14 protein-coding genes, 1 tRNA gene and 1 pseudogene are annotated in these 14,838 nt (G+C 61.2%); 9 read left to right on the top strand and 7 right to left on the bottom strand.

The annotated features are described in order from the left end of the window. The first annotated feature begins 62 nt into the window (after positions 1-62). The 3 genes and pseudogenes from NKG60_RS16760 to NKG60_RS16750 all read left to right on the top strand — a co-directional run. On the top strand, positions 63-1,304 hold the full coding sequence (locus NKG60_RS16760) for an ATP-binding protein (protein WP_352975154.1): 1,242 nt from the start codon (positions 63-65) through the stop codon (positions 1,302-1,304). Beyond that, positions 1,202-2,989 carry an ATP-binding protein gene (locus NKG60_RS16755; protein ID WP_352975153.1) on the top strand — a complete coding sequence of 596 codons (1,788 nt, stop codon included), beginning with the start codon at positions 1,202-1,204 and terminating at the stop codon, positions 2,987-2,989. Before NKG60_RS16760 ends, NKG60_RS16755 begins: the two co-directional genes overlap by 103 nt. Positions 2,990-3,535: 546 nt before the next feature. Further along, positions 3,536-4,540, top strand: a pseudogene (locus NKG60_RS16750) (recombinase family protein); the annotation flags it as partial. 393 nt (positions 4,541-4,933) lie between these two features. On the opposite strand, the gene NKG60_RS16745 reads toward NKG60_RS16750, so the two are convergent. Then, a complete protein-coding gene (locus NKG60_RS16745; RefSeq protein WP_352975152.1) occupies positions 4,934-5,140 on the bottom strand; it encodes a hypothetical protein in 207 nt (68 codons plus the stop codon). Positions 5,141-5,180: 40 nt separating this feature from the next. Continuing rightward, a tRNA-Met gene (locus tag NKG60_RS16740) sits at positions 5,181-5,257 on the bottom strand. A 236-nt stretch (positions 5,258-5,493) separates the two neighbouring features. Between NKG60_RS16740 and NKG60_RS16735 the strand changes: the two genes are divergently transcribed. Then, positions 5,494-6,453, top strand: a complete 960-nt coding sequence (locus NKG60_RS16735) for a Gfo/Idh/MocA family protein (protein ID WP_352488920.1) — start codon at positions 5,494-5,496, stop codon at positions 6,451-6,453. A gap of 12 nt (positions 6,454-6,465) precedes the next feature. Here NKG60_RS16735 and mnmA read toward each other — a convergent pair whose 3' ends face one another. After that, the gene (mnmA, locus tag NKG60_RS16730; protein ID WP_352863440.1) at positions 6,466-7,656 is read right to left on the bottom strand and encodes a tRNA 2-thiouridine(34) synthase MnmA; all 1,191 of its coding nucleotides are present in this window, start codon (positions 7,654-7,656) and stop codon (positions 6,466-6,468) included. 261 nt (positions 7,657-7,917) lie between these two features. Here mnmA and sciP point away from each other — a divergent pair, with 261 nt between their 5' ends. Continuing rightward, entirely contained in the window at positions 7,918-8,193 is a 276-nt protein-coding gene (gene sciP / locus NKG60_RS16725) for a CtrA inhibitor SciP (RefSeq protein ID WP_023679563.1), read from the top strand. A gap of 57 nt (positions 8,194-8,250) precedes the next feature. On the opposite strand, the gene NKG60_RS16720 is transcribed toward sciP, so the two are convergent. Then, positions 8,251-9,177 (bottom strand): NADP-dependent oxidoreductase, encoded by a 927-nt coding sequence (locus NKG60_RS16720; protein WP_352863442.1) that lies wholly within the window; start codon positions 9,175-9,177, stop codon positions 8,251-8,253. Positions 9,178-9,251: 74 nt separating this feature from the next. Between NKG60_RS16720 and NKG60_RS16715 the strand changes: the two genes are divergently transcribed. Then, on the top strand, positions 9,252-9,665 hold the full coding sequence (locus tag NKG60_RS16715) for a winged helix-turn-helix transcriptional regulator (RefSeq protein WP_502912308.1): 414 nt from the start codon (positions 9,252-9,254) through the stop codon (positions 9,663-9,665). A 53-nt stretch (positions 9,666-9,718) separates the two neighbouring features. On the opposite strand, the gene NKG60_RS16710 is transcribed toward NKG60_RS16715, so the two are convergent. Then, positions 9,719-10,096, bottom strand: coding sequence for a flagellar export protein FliJ (locus NKG60_RS16710; protein WP_023719275.1), 378 nt, complete (start codon positions 10,094-10,096; stop codon positions 9,719-9,721). Between the two features lie 449 nt (positions 10,097-10,545). Between NKG60_RS16710 and ctrA the strand changes: the two genes are divergently transcribed. Then, a complete protein-coding gene (gene ctrA, locus NKG60_RS16705) occupies positions 10,546-11,241 on the top strand; it encodes a response regulator transcription factor CtrA (RefSeq protein ID WP_352975151.1) in 696 nt (231 codons plus the stop codon). Between the two features lie 106 nt (positions 11,242-11,347). Here ctrA and NKG60_RS16700 read toward each other — a convergent pair whose 3' ends face one another. Both NKG60_RS16700 and chpT read right to left on the bottom strand, forming a co-directional pair. Beyond that, complete coding sequence (locus NKG60_RS16700; RefSeq protein ID WP_292659972.1) at positions 11,348-11,716, bottom strand: response regulator; 369 nt, start codon at positions 11,714-11,716, stop codon at positions 11,348-11,350. A 239-nt stretch (positions 11,717-11,955) separates the two neighbouring features. After that, entirely contained in the window at positions 11,956-12,585 is a 630-nt protein-coding gene (gene chpT, locus NKG60_RS16695; RefSeq protein WP_292659970.1) for a histidine phosphotransferase ChpT, read from the bottom strand. A gap of 340 nt (positions 12,586-12,925) precedes the next feature. Between chpT and NKG60_RS16690 the strand changes: the two genes are divergently transcribed. After that, positions 12,926-13,507: a DUF1134 domain-containing protein gene (locus tag NKG60_RS16690; RefSeq protein WP_352664551.1), complete on the top strand. Its 582-nt coding sequence runs from the start codon at positions 12,926-12,928 to the stop codon at positions 13,505-13,507. 147 nt (positions 13,508-13,654) lie between these two features. Next, positions 13,655-14,818: a coiled-coil domain-containing protein gene (locus NKG60_RS16685; protein WP_352664553.1), complete on the top strand. Its 1,164-nt coding sequence runs from the start codon at positions 13,655-13,657 to the stop codon at positions 14,816-14,818. The last annotated feature ends 20 nt before the right edge of the window (positions 14,819-14,838 follow it).

Here is a 14,838-nt window from a genome sequence, read left to right as displayed (position 1 = left end):
GAGATCTACAATGTGGTCGGTCAAGCATGTTTCGAAATTCCGAAGGCCGCGAAGGGAGTGTCATGATAGGGCCTGCAAGCGACGCGATATCGTTTGGTCCCTTTACGCTTGCCGTCCGCGAACGGCTGCTCTTACGGCAAGGCACCACCGTCGATCTGGGCGGGCGCGCTTTCGATATCCTGGCGACGTTGGCTGCCCGCGCCAACGAGGTGATCAGTAAGAAGGATTTGTTGGCGCACGTCTGGCCCGACGTCACCGTCGAGGAGGGCAGTCTGCGGTTTCACATGGCTAATCTCAGAAAGGCGTTGGGCGACGGCAAGGACGGCGCGCGCTACATCGCTACCTTGAAGGGCCGGGGCTATTGCTTCGTGGCGCCGGTCTCGCGATCGGGTGGTCGCGACGACGCGCGAAGCGAGGCCGCCGCCAGCTACCCGCAGGCCAACCTCCCGAGCCGACTGGCCCGCATGGTTGGGCGAACCGACGACACGGCAGCGCTCTCCGCGGCTTTGGCTGCCGCGCGCTTCGTCACGATCGTCGGCACGGGTGGGGTCGGCAAGACCACCGTTGCGGTGGCGGCCGGGCATCACGTGGTCGATGCGTTCGCTGGCGCCGTGCATTTTGTCGATCTTGGGGCGCTGAATGATCCCAAGCTGGTTGCGCCGACTGTAGCCTCGATGCTGGGGCTGTCACTTCAGTCCGACGACGCCACGTCCGCTCTCATCACATACCTGGCTGACAAGAGAATCCTCCTGATCCTGGACACCTGCGAGCATGTCATAGACGCGGCGGCAGACCTGGCCGCCCGCATATTCGCTTCCGCGGAGAAGGCCCACATCCTGGCGACGAGCCGGGAGGCTCTCCAGGTCGAAGGCGAGCACGTCTATAAGCTCGCGCCGCTTGCTTACCCGCCGGACGATCTGGAACCCACCGCGGCAGTCGCGCAGGCGTTCCCTGCGACCGAGCTGTTCTTGGAGCGCGCAGCAGCGAGCGGTGCTCGTCTTGACCTCGACGATTCGGAAGCGGGGGTCGTGGCGCACATCTGCCGGAAGCTTGATGGCGTACCGCTTGCCATCGAACTGGCAGCAGGACGGGTTGCGAGCTATGGCCTGCAGAAGACTGCGATGCTTCTCGACGAGCGCCTGGCCCTCATGTGGCCGGGTCAACGTACTGCACCGCCGCGTCAGAAAACCTTCAGGCTACTTTGGACTGGAGCTTCGGGCTGCTGTCGGAGTTCGAGCGCCTGGTGCTTCGCCGGCTTGCCGTGTTCGTTGGGCATTTTTCGATTGAGGCGGCGTTGGCAATAGTAACGAGCCCCACCGTCGACGAGGCGCTCGTATTTGGCGCCATCGACAGTCTCGTGGCGAAGTCGATGGTCGCAGCAAGGCCGGCCGGGGCTACAATGCGCTACCGGCTGCTCGATACGACGCGGGCCCATGTCCTCCAATTCGATTCCCAGGATGCCGAACTCACGGATTTGGCCTCCCGGCACGCGACCTATTGTCTGCGATGGCTGGAGGAGACGGGGGCTGAGTGGCCAACCTTGTCAAGCGCAGCGCAACGGTCACTTCACCTTGCCGGCCTAGCCAATGTGCGTGCGGCTCTGGAATGGTGCTTCGGACGCAACGGGGATGCTCGGCTTGGCATTCGCCTTGCCGCCGCCGCCGCTCCAGTCTTCCTGTCGATGTCCTTGCTCACCGAATGCCATCGGTGGACGGCTCAAGCGGTTCTTGCGCTCGACGACACCACACGCGGAGGACGGGACGAGATGCTCCTTCAGGCGGCCCTCGGTGTCTCCCTGATGTTCACGCGCGGGGGAAGGGACGCAGCGCATGTGGCGCTGAACAGAAGCTTCTCCATTGCCGAGGAGCGCGGCGATGCGCTCGATCAGATTCAGGTTCTCGGGCCGTTGCAGATGTTCCATTTGCGTACGGGAGATTTCAGGACGGCTCTCACCTACGCGGAACGCTGTTTCGCCGTTGCCGACGCGCTGGAGGACTCCGTCTCCACGACATTGGCGCATTCGTTGATGGGAATATCGCTTCACCTCAAAGGAGAACTAGGCCGCGCACAGACCTCGCTTGCGGCAGCATTGCGATACGGGCCGAATTCCGGCCGGACCACGACCAACTATCTCGGTTTCGACGGAAGAATCCTCGCCGGCGCGATCCTGGCAAGAACGCTTTGGCTGCAAGGCCATCCGGATCGGGCGGTGGAACGCGCGCTGCTGACGATCAAGGACGCCGAGATCCTGAACCATCCGCTGACGCTTTCGATCGCTCTTGTTTGGGCCGTTTCGGTGTTCATTTGGGTCGGCGATCTCGACCGCGCGGACGAGCATATAGACCGTCTCTTCTTGCGTGCGGAACCCCACTCGCTCGGACCGTATCTGGCGCTAGGACGAGGCTTCAAGGGAGAACTGGCCATTCGTCGGGGCGATGCGGAGAAGGGAATCGAGAGCCTGCAACGCAGTCTCGCGGAGCTCCACGCCGCACCTTACGAACTGCTCACCACCCCGCTCAATATCGCGCTCGTTCAAGGTCTTGCCGCCACGGGCCGGCTCACAGAGGCCCTTGCGCTGCTCGACGACACGATCCTGTCGGTCGAGGCAAACGGGGACCTCTGCTATATGCCGGAATTGCTGCGCGTGAAGGGCAGCCTTGTTTTGGCGTCACTGCGGTCTGGCACCAACAAGCCTGAAACCTACTTCAGGCGGTCACTCGAAATGAGCCAAGGTCAGGGCGCGTGCGGGTGGGAGCTGCGCGCCGCGATCGACCTGGCTACCCTTCTGATCGATCGCAGAGAACACGAAACCGCCCGAGCGCATCTCCAGCCGCGGTTCGAGCGCTTCGTTGAGGGCTTGGATACTGCTGATCTGAAGTCAGCTGCACGTCTGCTCGCAACGCAGAGTTGGTTTGGTTCCGCTACGACGCCTTTGAGCGAGGCGCGTTTGGTGGGACAAAAACATTGGAAAACATCGGAACAGATTTAAATGCCGCGCGATCCCACCGATCGATAACCGCTTGTTTTTCTCGTTTTCCAAACATCCTCCGGGCCTACCATAATTGTCTAAGCGATACGGCTTAGCATCGTCAAATCGGCACGATCAGCGAATCTCGGGTTCGGTGATGCAGTCAGTGATTTTTGGACCTAGGGCTTCGGATTGACAACTAGCGGGTTGGCCCATTCAGGTCGCAAAGACGTTTCAACAAACTCACGAGAAGATCCCGCTGGCGCCTGTCCCTTTCGCACGTCGTCGTATCCGATCTGTACGAACATGCGCTTGGCCCGCTTCCTTAACGCTGCACGGTCCCACATCCTTCACTCCGATGAAGCAATCGGTGAACAAGCGGAATGCCGCTGGGCCAAATGCCTGCACGCGTCAGGCGGTGCAACATGCGCTCGATCCTATGCTAATTCGGTTCGTAGAAGCTCTTGCGATTGCGGATGCTAGGCGCGATCATCTCGCCGTGAGGCTATCTGCTTCGACATCTAAATGGGGTGCCGAAGCAATTGGCCGCAACGGCGAGGTTCATGAATGACACGCGCAGCCATCTATGCTCGGTTCTCGACCGAGCTGCAGAACGAGAAATCCACCGATGACCAGATAGTCCTTTGCCGCGCGTATGCTGCGCGGCATCGGCTTGATGTGGTTGCGGCCTACGAGGACAAAGCTCGCTCTGGCGCTTCGATGTTTGGCCGCGATGGCCTGATGAGAATGATGGATGCGGCGCGCGAACGAAAGTTTGATGTCGTCATTGTTGAGGCACTCGATCGCCTTTCGCGCGATATGGAGGATCTCGCTGGGCTTCACAAACGACTGTCATTCCAAGGGATCGAGATCCAAGCTGTTCACGACGGTACGGCTGACGCAATCTTGATCGGAATTCGAGGTCTGGTGGGCCAGATGCAGCGCGAGGACGGTGCAAAAAAGGTGCGCCGAGGAATGGCCGGAGTGGTTCGGGACGGTCGCCATGCCGGCGGTCGCGCATACGGCTATAGGGCAGTTCCGGGGAGACCCGGTGAACTGGAGATCGTTGAAGAGGAGGCTAAGGTTGTTCGCCGAATTTTCGCGGCCTATACCTCCGGCCGGCCACCACGCGAAATAGCACAAGATCTCAATCGCGAAGGCGTTTGTCCGCCTCGCGGCAGTCGCTGGAACGCCTCGACCATCAACGGCAATGCACAACGCGGCGCGGGGATGATTTTGAACGAGCTTTATTTTGGACGCATCGTCTGGAACAAGGTTCGGATGGTTAAGGATCCAGATACCGGCAGGCGTCTGTCCCGCCCGAATAGCCGCGACCAGTGGCAGACAATTGACGTCCCGCAGCTGCGTATCGTTGATGAAGAGACATGGCGATGCGCGCAGGCCTTGAAGACAGAAAAATCTCGCCTGAAATCGAGTGTGAAGCGCCGGCCGCCGCACCTCCTCTCGGGCCTGTTGCGATGTGGCGGCTGCGGTTCGGGCATGTCGGTGCACGACCGCGACAAGACTGGCAAAACACGAATCCGCTGCTCGACAGTTCGTGAGAGCGGCAGCTGCTCCAATCGTCGCATTGTCTATCTGCGGAACGTTGAGAATGCTGTGTTGGATGGAATGCGTGATGAGCTGAAGGATCCGCGTCTCATTGAGATCTACGTGCGGAATTATAATCAAGAGCGTCAACGGCTGGCGGCCGGTGCGACCAATGCTCGGATCACCCTTGAGACAAAGATCGCACGGATTGAAGCCGAGCGACAACGCAACATTGACTTAGTAGTCAAGGGAGTCATTGGGGATGACGACGCCCGAGAACGCATTGCCGAACTGAAAGGTCGACGCATCGAGGCCGAGGCAGAACTCGCCAATCTTGAAGAGGCGCCATCAACCCTAGCCGTACATCCAGCGGCGATAGAGAGGTATGTCGAAACGGTCGATGAGCTCGCTTCGGTCTTAGCTCATCACGCCGATGCGAATGACGATCAAGGCGCGCTGGTGAAGAGCTTCCGAGCGCTCGTTCACAGCGTGACGGTTCATCCCAAAGGGGCGCGACAGGGTATCGAGGTCGAGGTCAAAGGCAAGCTTGCCGCCCTCATCGGCGGCAACACATTTCCCCAAGCGCGCTATGCTGGGGAACGCGCGGTGGCCGAGGAGCGCCACAGGCAAGATCCCACTATTACGTACGATAGTGGGTTTAGGGTGGTAGCGGGAGAGGGACTTGAACCCCCGACCCCAGGATTATGATTCCCGTGCTCTAACCAACTGAGCTACCCCGCCAGGGCGGCGAAGGCCCGAAATCCAGCTTAAATCGGCAGGCATATCGGCGCGTTCGCCAAGGTCGCGCGGATATAAGGTTGCGAGGCCAAGCCTGTCAAGCATCGAAGTGGCTGCCGCGCCGGCATATTGCTGGCGCCCAAAGCTTTGCCGGGCAGACATTTGGGCGCACAGGCCGGGGTTGAGTTCAGCGAGGCACGTCGCTATGTCTCGGCCACGAAAGCCATGGTCATGAATTGATGAAACCGCGCATTGCAGTCCTCGGTTGCGGATACTGGGGCAGCAACCACATCCGCACCCTCAAGGCGCTCGGCGCGCTGCATGCGGTTTCGGACGTCAATCCGGCGCGTGCGGAGGGTTTTGCCAGCGAGCAGGATTGCCTGGCAATCGAGCCAGAGGCGCTGTTTGCCCGCGACGATGTCGATGCCATTGTCATGGCGCTGCCGCCGCAGTTCCATGCCGACATGGCGGTGCGCGCCGTGCTCGGCGGCAAGGACGTGCTGGTGGAGAAGCCGATCGCGCTGACGGTGGCCGATGCCGAGCGCTCGGTGCAGACGGCCGCCGACAATGGTCGTGTCTTCATGGTCGGCCACGTGCTGCGCTTTCATCCCGCCTTCGAGACGCTGAAGGCGCTGATCGACAATGGCGAGCTAGGCGAGGTCCGCTACATCCACTCGCATCGGCTCGGCCTCGGCAAGTTCCACACCGAAAACGACGCGTTGTGGGATCTGGCGCCGCATGATCTGTCGATGATCCTGGCCATCACCGGCACGGAGCCGGTCGAGGTGCGCGGCGAAGGCGCTGCTCTTCTCGACAATCTGAGCGATTTTGCGCATCTGCACATGCGCTTTCCCAACGGCTTGCGCGGCCATCTGTTTGCCTCGCGGCTCAACCCTTACCGCGAACGGCGGCTGACCGTTGTCGGCACCAAGGCGATGGCGGTGTTTGACGACGTCGAGCCGTGGGAGCGCAAGCTTGCCGTCTACCGCCACGCGGTCTGGCAGGACAGCGGCCAATGGGCGTTCACCGCCAACGAGCCGTCCTATGTCGCGGTCGGCGAGGGCATGCCGCTGACGCGCGAGCTGGAGCATTTCATCCACTGCATCGAGACACGGGCCGAACCGCGCACCAGCGGCGAGGAAGCCATCCGCGTGCTGCGCATCCTGACCGCCGGCACCGTCGCCCATACAAGGTCCTAAGCGAAACGCCGCCTATTCGGCGGGAACCCGCGCCGGCTGGACGGCCAGCCGCGTCAGCATCGCCTCGGCTTCGGCGCCGCGCTCGGAGCGCTCGATGAAGCCGCCGCCGAACACACGCGCCTCGTTGCCATCGTCGGAATAGAGCACGCAAGCCTGACCGGGCGCGATGCCGGATTCGCCGTCGACCAGCTCCACCGAAGTGACGCCGGCGCGGTGATGCAGCACGGCTGGGCGCGGCGGCCGCGTCGAGCGCACCTTGGCGAAAAGCTCAAGCCCGGCCGGCGGGATAGCTGTCAGCGGGCCATCGCCCAGCCAGTTCATGTTGCGCAAGAAGATCTTGTGGGTCTCCAGCGCCTCGCGCGGGCCGACCACGACACGGGCCCGGTCGGCGTCGAGATGAACGACGTAGAGCGGCTCGCCCGAGGCGATGCCGATGCCGCGGCGCTGACCGACGGTGTAGCGCAAAATGCCCTCGTGGCGGCCAAGCACGCGCCCGTCTATATGGACGATGTCGCCCGGATTGGCGGCAGCCGGCTTCAGCTTGGCGATGATGTCGGAATATTTGCCCTGCGGCACGAAGCAGATATCCTGGCTGTCCTGCTTGGCGGCGACTGTCAGTCCCATCTCCTCGGCGATGGCGCGAACCTCAGGCTTCGACAGGCCGCCGAGCGGAAAGCGCAGATAGTCGATCTGCGCCTGGGTGGTGGCGAACAGGAAGTAGCTCTGGTCGCGGTCGGCGTCGACCGGCCGGTAAAGCGCGCGGTGGGCGCCATTGGCGCCGGAACGGATGTAGTGGCCGGTGGCCAGCGCGTCGGCGCCGAGTTCCTTGGCGGTCGCAAGCAGGTCGGCGAACTTCACCGTCTGATTGCAGGAAACGCAAGGGATCGGCGTTTCGCCGGCGACATAGCTCTCGGCGAACGGGTCGATCACCGCCTTGCGGAAGCGCTCCTCGTAATCGAGGACATAGTGCGGGATGCCGAGCGTCTCGGAGACGCGACGGGCATCGTCGATGTCCTGGCCGGCGCAGCATGAGCCGGCCCGATGCGTTGCCGCGCCGTGGTCATAAAGCTGCAGCGTAACGCCGACGACGTCGTAGCCCTCGCGCTTCAGGAGACCGGCAACGACCGACGAATCGACACCGCCCGACATGGCGACGACGACGCGGGTGTTTTCGGGGCGTCGGGGAAGGTCGAGGCTGTTCATGGTTCTTTCGTTCTGCGCGGCGCTTCAATGCCAATGGCCGGAATATAGGTCAAGCGTCTCGGCTGCGCCAGCTTTGCCGGGGCGGCTCATTTTTCCTGCCGGGTTCAACGCGCTTGCCGGCAGATGTTTCAAATGCCGATGAAAAGGCTAACGCCGCGTTCATGATCCTTACCTAACCATTAGGGTCTGCTTAGGCAAATTTTAAAGCTGTGGCGGTAATGTGGTGGGGATTGGGTCTTTGAGTTTTTTGTAGAGAGTACGATGACCGATCTAATTAGACCGCGAGTCAAATATGTTATCGGGCCAGACGGCAGCCCACTTACCATCGCCGATCTGCCGCCGACAAACACACGTCGCTGGGTTATCCGGCGCAAGGCGGAAGTTGTGGCGGCGGTGCGTGGCGGGCTTTTGAGCCTCGAAGAGGCGTGCCAGCGCTACAAGCTCACCACCGAGGAATTCCTGTCCTGGCAGGCGTCGATCGACGAATATGGCCTTGCCGGCCTGCGCACCACGCGCATTCAGCAATACCGGCATTAGATCGGTAAGGGCGCTGATCCGCGCCCTTACGTTTGCGAGGGGCGACGATCTGCGATTTCAGACCGTCAGCACCACCTTGCCGATCGGCCTGGTGGCGAGAAAGGCATGGGCGGCACCGGCCTGTTCGAGCGGAAACGCCTTTGCCACGTGGACGGCCAGCTTTTTTGCGTCGATCAATTTGCCGAGTTCCACCAGAGCGGCACGGTCGGGCACTACGGACATGCGCTCGACGCGGATGCCTCGCGTCCTGGCCTTTGCCTTGGTGGCATCGCTGACATCGAGCAGCGACACCAGAACGCCGCCGGCCTTGAGCACTTCCAGCGATTGCTCCGCATGCTCGCCGCCGAACGGGTCCAGAACCAGATCGATGTCGCGGGCCTTCCCGGTGAAATCATCCCTTGTGTAGTCGATCACCTCGTTGGCGCCGAGCGAGCGGACGAAATCGAGCTTTTCCGGGCTGGCGGTTGCGACGACGTGAGCGCCGCGCGCCTTGGCGATCTGCACCGCCAGATGGCCGACGCCGCCGGCTGCGGCGTGGATCAGCACGCGCTTGCCAGGGTCGAGCCGGCCATGGCGGACAAGGCCTTGCCAGGCCGTCAGGCCGGCCAGCGGCAGCGCGGCGGCTTGCGCGTGATCTATGCCTTCAGGTTTCGGCGCAAGCTCATCAGCCGGGACTGCGGCGAGTTCGGCGTAGGCTGCCCCCTGTTTGGGAAAGCGCGTCATGCCGAAGACGGCATCGCCGACCTTGAGGCCGGAGACGCCGGAGCCCAGCGCATCGACAATTCCCGAAACATCCCAGCCAAGGACAAAAGGCGGCTCGCCAAGCAGCGGATAGTGGCCGCCGCGCACCGCGCCGTCGACCGGGTTGATGCCGGCCGCCTCGATGCGGACAAGCACTTCGCCGGCCTCGGGTGATGGCGCGGGGCGATCGGCGATGACGAGGACGTCGGGTCCGCCGAAGGAATTCTGGATAATGGCACGCACGGGAGACTCTCCTGCTGGTTTGATATGCCACTATCATTTGGATAGTTACTTTCTCTTGTCTAGTATGTACCTTTATGATATATACGCACCTTATGGATAGCGACGATTGTTTCCCTTCTGGCTATGACGCGTTCCGACGGACGTGCCCGTCGCACGCCGTGCTTGAGACGCTCGCCAGCAAATGGGTCTACCTGGTGGTCTGTGCGCTGCGCCGGGGCCGGCTCCGCAACGGCGAATTGGCGCGCAAGCTCGAAGGCATCACGCCGAAAATGCTGACGCAGACGCTGCGTATCCTGGAACGCGACGGCCTGGTCCGGCGCGAGGTTTTCCCGGTCATTCCGCCGCGGGTCGAATATGAGCTGACCGAACTTGGCCAGAACCTGGCAGGACTGCTCAATCAGATCAGAGCCTGGTCGGAGCAGCATGTGCCCGACATCAAAAATGCGCGCGCACGGGCGGCGGAACAGCAAGAAGACCTGGGTGTCTGAGGCGGCACCGTTCGGTGCCCAGCAATGGCGCAGCGGGCATTAAAGCCTTGTTTTCAGCCGATCATGGCGCTGCGGCCGCCGGCTTCCGTGTCGCGCGCCTTGGTGTCGCGCGATTCGAGCATCTCCGCCTTGGAAAGTTCGGCTTCGGCTTCGCTCAGCAATGACTCGGCGACATTTCGCTGCTGGGCGAGGTCGCTTTGCGAATTTCTAAGGTTGTCGCGGCGCAGGCGTGCCGCCTTGGCGAAGGTCGGATAGGCAAAGTGATTGATGTCGGTGATGCCGGCCTTCTTCTCTTCGGCAGCGATCTGAAGTTCCAGCTCGACGGCCATGCGCTCGAATTCGGCGATCATCATGTCGAGCTGCAGCAGCTGCCGCCGCTTCTCGCTCACCTGAAATTGCTTCAGCCGAACGAGGTTTTCACGTGACTTCATGATTCGGTACTCCCGGAAACGCACACCTGCACATATCGTCCAATTCACCCGGCAAGGCCCAGGCTTGACCCGTTTCCACCGCCTTTCCCCGAACTATGGGAAACAAACTCCTAAAGTTTTTTGCCGGCGGTAACCATTCGTTTACGGGCATTGTTAATCATACGGCTCAGGACTTAAGGGCGGGTAAAAATTCTGCTTCTCGTCGCGAAACCCGGCCAACGAGTCCGAAGAGTCACTTAGTCTGGCTTATTAATGTGCCGCATTAACGGTTTGGGTCTGTGATTCGTTATTGGATTCAGCAAGGTGTAGAAAGGGGTTAAAAAATCTGATACCGTCACGGACGGGAATTAGGTTTTATTAACCATTCGATGGCAGCCTCTGCTCAGGCAATCACTGCTCCGGTCCTGGACGGGTCGTGAAATGGTCCGGCAGCAGAAAAGGGGAATGAAATGCGCGTTCTGCTGATAGAAGACGACAGTGCAACCGCACAAAGCATCGAGCTGATGCTGAAATCGGAAAGTTTCAATGTCTATACGACCGACCTTGGTGAAGAGGGTGTCGATCTAGGCAAGCTTTACGATTACGACATCATTCTCCTCGACCTCAATCTCCCCGACATGTCGGGCTATGAAGTTTTGAGAACACTTCGCCTTTCCAAGGTGAAGACGCCGATCCTCATCCTCTCCGGCATGGCCGGTATCGAGGACAAGGTGCGCGGCCTCGGCTTCGGCGCCGACGACTACATGACCAAGCCCTTCCACAAGGACGAACTGGTCGCCCGCATCCATGCCATCGTGCGGCGTTCCAAGGGCCATGCCCAGTCGGTCATCACCACCGGCGACCTGGTGGTCAATCTCGATGCCAAGACCGTTGAAGTCGGTGGCCAGCGCGTGCATCTGACCGGCAAGGAATATCAGATGCTGGAACTGCTCTCGCTGCGCAAAGGCACCACGCTGACCAAGGAAATGTTCCTCAACCATCTCTATGGCGGCATGGATGAGCCGGAGCTGAAGATCATCGACGTCTTCATCTGCAAGCTGCGCAAGAAGCTCGACGCAGCGTCGGGCGGGCAGAATTACATCGAGACCGTCTGGGGCCGCGGCTATGTGCTGCGTGAGCCTGAAGATATCCGGATCAGCGCCTGAACCAGGGGTGTGATCTCAAAAAGTGGGCGCCCGGTTTTCGGAAAGATCCTGGCAAAACAACAAGATAGAGCTCATCCGATTTTCATCGGAATGGAACAGGCTCTGATCAGGCGGCAATCTTCAAGGCGCGGAAGCACTCGAGCAATTGCGGCCGGTTGAACGGCTTCAGCAGGTAGCCCTGGGCGCCGGCGCGCTTTGCCCGCATGATCGCCCCGACGTCGACCTCGACCAGCGAAATCAAGACTTGCGGCAACACCGGGCTTTCCATGGCGCGCACGCGGCGGATGAGGTCCTGCGCCTGCATGTCCGGCAAGGCGCCGTCGACGACGATGATATCAGGCATGTCGACCGCGCACATCTCGATCGCCTCATGGCCGCTGGCGGCTTCGATTACCATCATGCCGGAACCGCCCAGGATACGCCTTGCAACCTTCCTGATGACGCTCGAATTGTCGACGAACATGCAGCGTTTCATTCCCGGACCCTCTTTGCCATGCGGCGAACCGGCAGCGTCGTGGCATCTGCCGGGGACCATAGGCCGATCTGGTAAAGAAGCCGAAAAGCCGTTAGGTAAAATTTTCCTGAAGTTTTTTTAGCGGGATCTTCTTTCGCAATGCTTCATGCGATCAAAACTGCAAACCCATCTCACAGGTATTGAGACAGCGCCGCAAATATGACTTGGATAAAATACTTTCCCCGCTCTTCCGGAGAACTTCAGGCTGCAGAAAGGACGATCTCGTCGGCGGTTGCATGGATCGATATCGTCATGTTGGCTTCGCGGGCCAGGAGCAGGGTGTAATAGGGCTGCACCGAATGCGCGTCGATCGGCTCTTCCGGCCTGTGGCCGGAATGCAATTCCAGGAATTTGGGCGGCACGCGCAGCATCGGGCCGCTCGCCGCGAGCGCAAAGCGCGGCTCGGTCTCGAGGTTCTCCAGCGTGACCACCAGCCTGCCGCCGCGCGGAATGGCGGCGTTGGCGACGAGGATGAGATTGAGCAGCAGCTTGACCTTGTTCTTGGGCAACAGCGCGCGGGTCCCGTTCCAGATCAGTTCCGGCTTCTCGTTCTTCAGGAAGGCGAAGGCCACGGCCTCGGCGTCCCCGGTGTCGATCAGCATGCCGGCGGAACCGGCGGCGCCGAAGGCGATGCGGGCGAATTGCAGGCGGGCGGAAGCGTTCTTGGCGCTTTGGCGGATCAGCTTCATGGCGTCTTCGTCGGCGCCGCCTTCGTCGAGCAGCTCAAGCCCGTTGTTTATGGCGCCGACCGGCGAAATGATGTCGTGGCAGACCCGGCTGCACAGCAGCGCTGCCAGGTCGGGTGCGGAAAGGGTGAAAAGCTCGGCCATCGGCAAAAATCCCTGCAAATTTCACAACACAATGACCGGGCGATCATGATCACGCCTGTCCACACGAATCACGCTCTCTCCCAAGCATTCTGAATACACAGCGCTTGTGCGTGCAGCAACAAATCCAAAATCATGGTTGTCGAAAATGGCGTGTTCACGCAGCCGGGTGCTGCGCGGGCGATGCGAAAACAGCCTTCGAACCGCCATCTTCATGTGGGAGTTTAATGGTTGAAAAAGGATTACGGCATAGTTTGCCCCTAACAGTCATCCTTAACGGCCGCCAAAGAGCCGTACGGGTGCGAGGCGTCGGCGAAAGTGCTCCCTGACGGAGATTGGAAGCATGGTTTCCCGATTCTACGACCGGACTTTTTTCCGTGTCATCTCAATGACGATCGCGCTCATCGGCCTTGTCGCCTTTTCGGCATCGGCCGCGCGGGCGCAGGAATACACCGCCCAGGAGATCGTTGATTCCGGTCATAAATTCTTCGGCGCGACATCGGGCGGGCTCGCCACCGTCGTCGAGAAGATTTTCGCCACCTATGGCCTGCCGAACGGCTATCTGCTCGGCGAAGAGGGGTCCGGGGCGCTGATCGGTGGCCTGACCTATGGCGAAGGCACGCTCTACACCAAGAATGCCGGCGACCACAAAGTGTTCTGGCAAGGCCCGTCGCTCGGCTGGGATTTCGGCGGCGAGGGTTCGCGCGTCATGATGCTGGTCTACAATCTCGACGATGTGAGCAGCCTCTATAATCGTTTTGGCGGCGTCGCCGGCTCCGCCTATGTCATCGCCGGCGTCGGCTTCAATGTGCTGAAGAACAACAATGTGCTGCTCGTGCCGATCCGTACCGGCGTCGGCGCCCGTCTCGGCGTCAATCTCGGCTACCTCAAGCTCACCCAGCGCGCGACCTGGAATCCGTTCTGACCTGCATGATCGCGCCACTGCGATTGGAGCTGTGATCCCACGGTCCGAGCTTTGCCGCGGCATACTCTTGCCGTGGCGCCGGATTTCCGTCATGCGAAGATGGCAAAGTCGACCTTTGGCGGTTGCCATGCACAACGGATAGTCATCTTGGTCCAGTCGATCCTGTTCTTTGTCCTCGGCTTTCTCTGCGCGGGCTTTCTGGCGCTGATGATTGCTCCGGCCGTGTGGCGGCGGGCGGTGGCGCTGACGCGCAAGCGCGTCGAGGGCTCGATGCCGTTGACGCTTGCCGAGATCCAGGCGGACAAGGATCGCATTCGCGCCGAGTTCGCGGTTTCGGTGCGCCGGCTTGAAATGACCGTCAAATCATTGCGCGAGAAGGCCGCCGAGCAGCTGGTCGAGATCGGCCGCGACCGCGAAGCCCTGAAGGAATTGGTGGCCGAGCGGCAGGACAAGAACCGGGTCGTCGCCGATCTTACAACCAAGGGCGAGGAGCTTCGCAAGCGCGATGAGCAGCTGCAGCAGCTGTCGGAGCGGCTTGCGGAGACCGAGCGTGCGCTCGAAAAGCGCGGGCTCGAACTGCGGAAACTGGAGCACATGTATGACGACGCCAGTTTTTCATCCAGCAGCCGGCAGATCGAGCTGGTGGCGCGCGAATCCGAGCTGCAGAAGCTGGCAAGCGACATTTCGCTGCTGCGCGGCCAGCGCAAGGAGGCGGACAGGCGCAGCCAGGAATTGGCAGCCGAAAGCAAGGCTTTGCGGGACGCGCTGAAGGCCGAGAAGAAAAGAACTGGCGACCTGGAAAAGAAGGTCGAACGCCTGCTCGCCACGCTGGCCGATCGCGAGGACAGGCTGGAGCGCCGCGAGAAGGAACTGGTGCGCCTTCGCGAAAAGCCGAAAGGCGGTGAAAGGGCGCCTGCGGTGGGTCTTGCCGGCGTGCCAGGCAGTCAGGTCAATGTGGCCGCCAACGGCGACATCGAAAAGACAACCGCCAAGCTCGATGCCGACCGCGAGCGGCTGGAGGCCAGGCTGACGTCGCTGGCACGCGAGAACAGGCGGCTGAAGACGGATCTTGCTGCCGTCGAAACGTCGAAATCACAGGCCGGAGACGATACCGGCAGCGCCAGCGCCGCATTGCGCGAAGAGATGAATGATCTGGCGGCGCAAGTCGTGGCCTTGACGGCAAAGCTCGACGGGCCGGATTCGCCGATCGCCCGGGCGCTTGCAGCGCCTGAGGATACGCGGCCGGGGAGCGGCGGACGCAGCCTTGCCGATCGGGTGCGGGCGCTGCAGAAGGCCGCTTCGACCGACTGAGATTCCGCAGATCCAAGAGC

The organism is Mesorhizobium sp. M1428, assembly GCF_040317515.1.
In the GTDB taxonomy this organism is placed as follows: domain Bacteria; phylum Pseudomonadota; class Alphaproteobacteria; order Rhizobiales; family Rhizobiaceae; genus Mesorhizobium.
The sequence above is the reverse complement of the archived record's forward strand: the minus strand, read 5'-3'. Positions and strand labels throughout refer to the sequence as shown.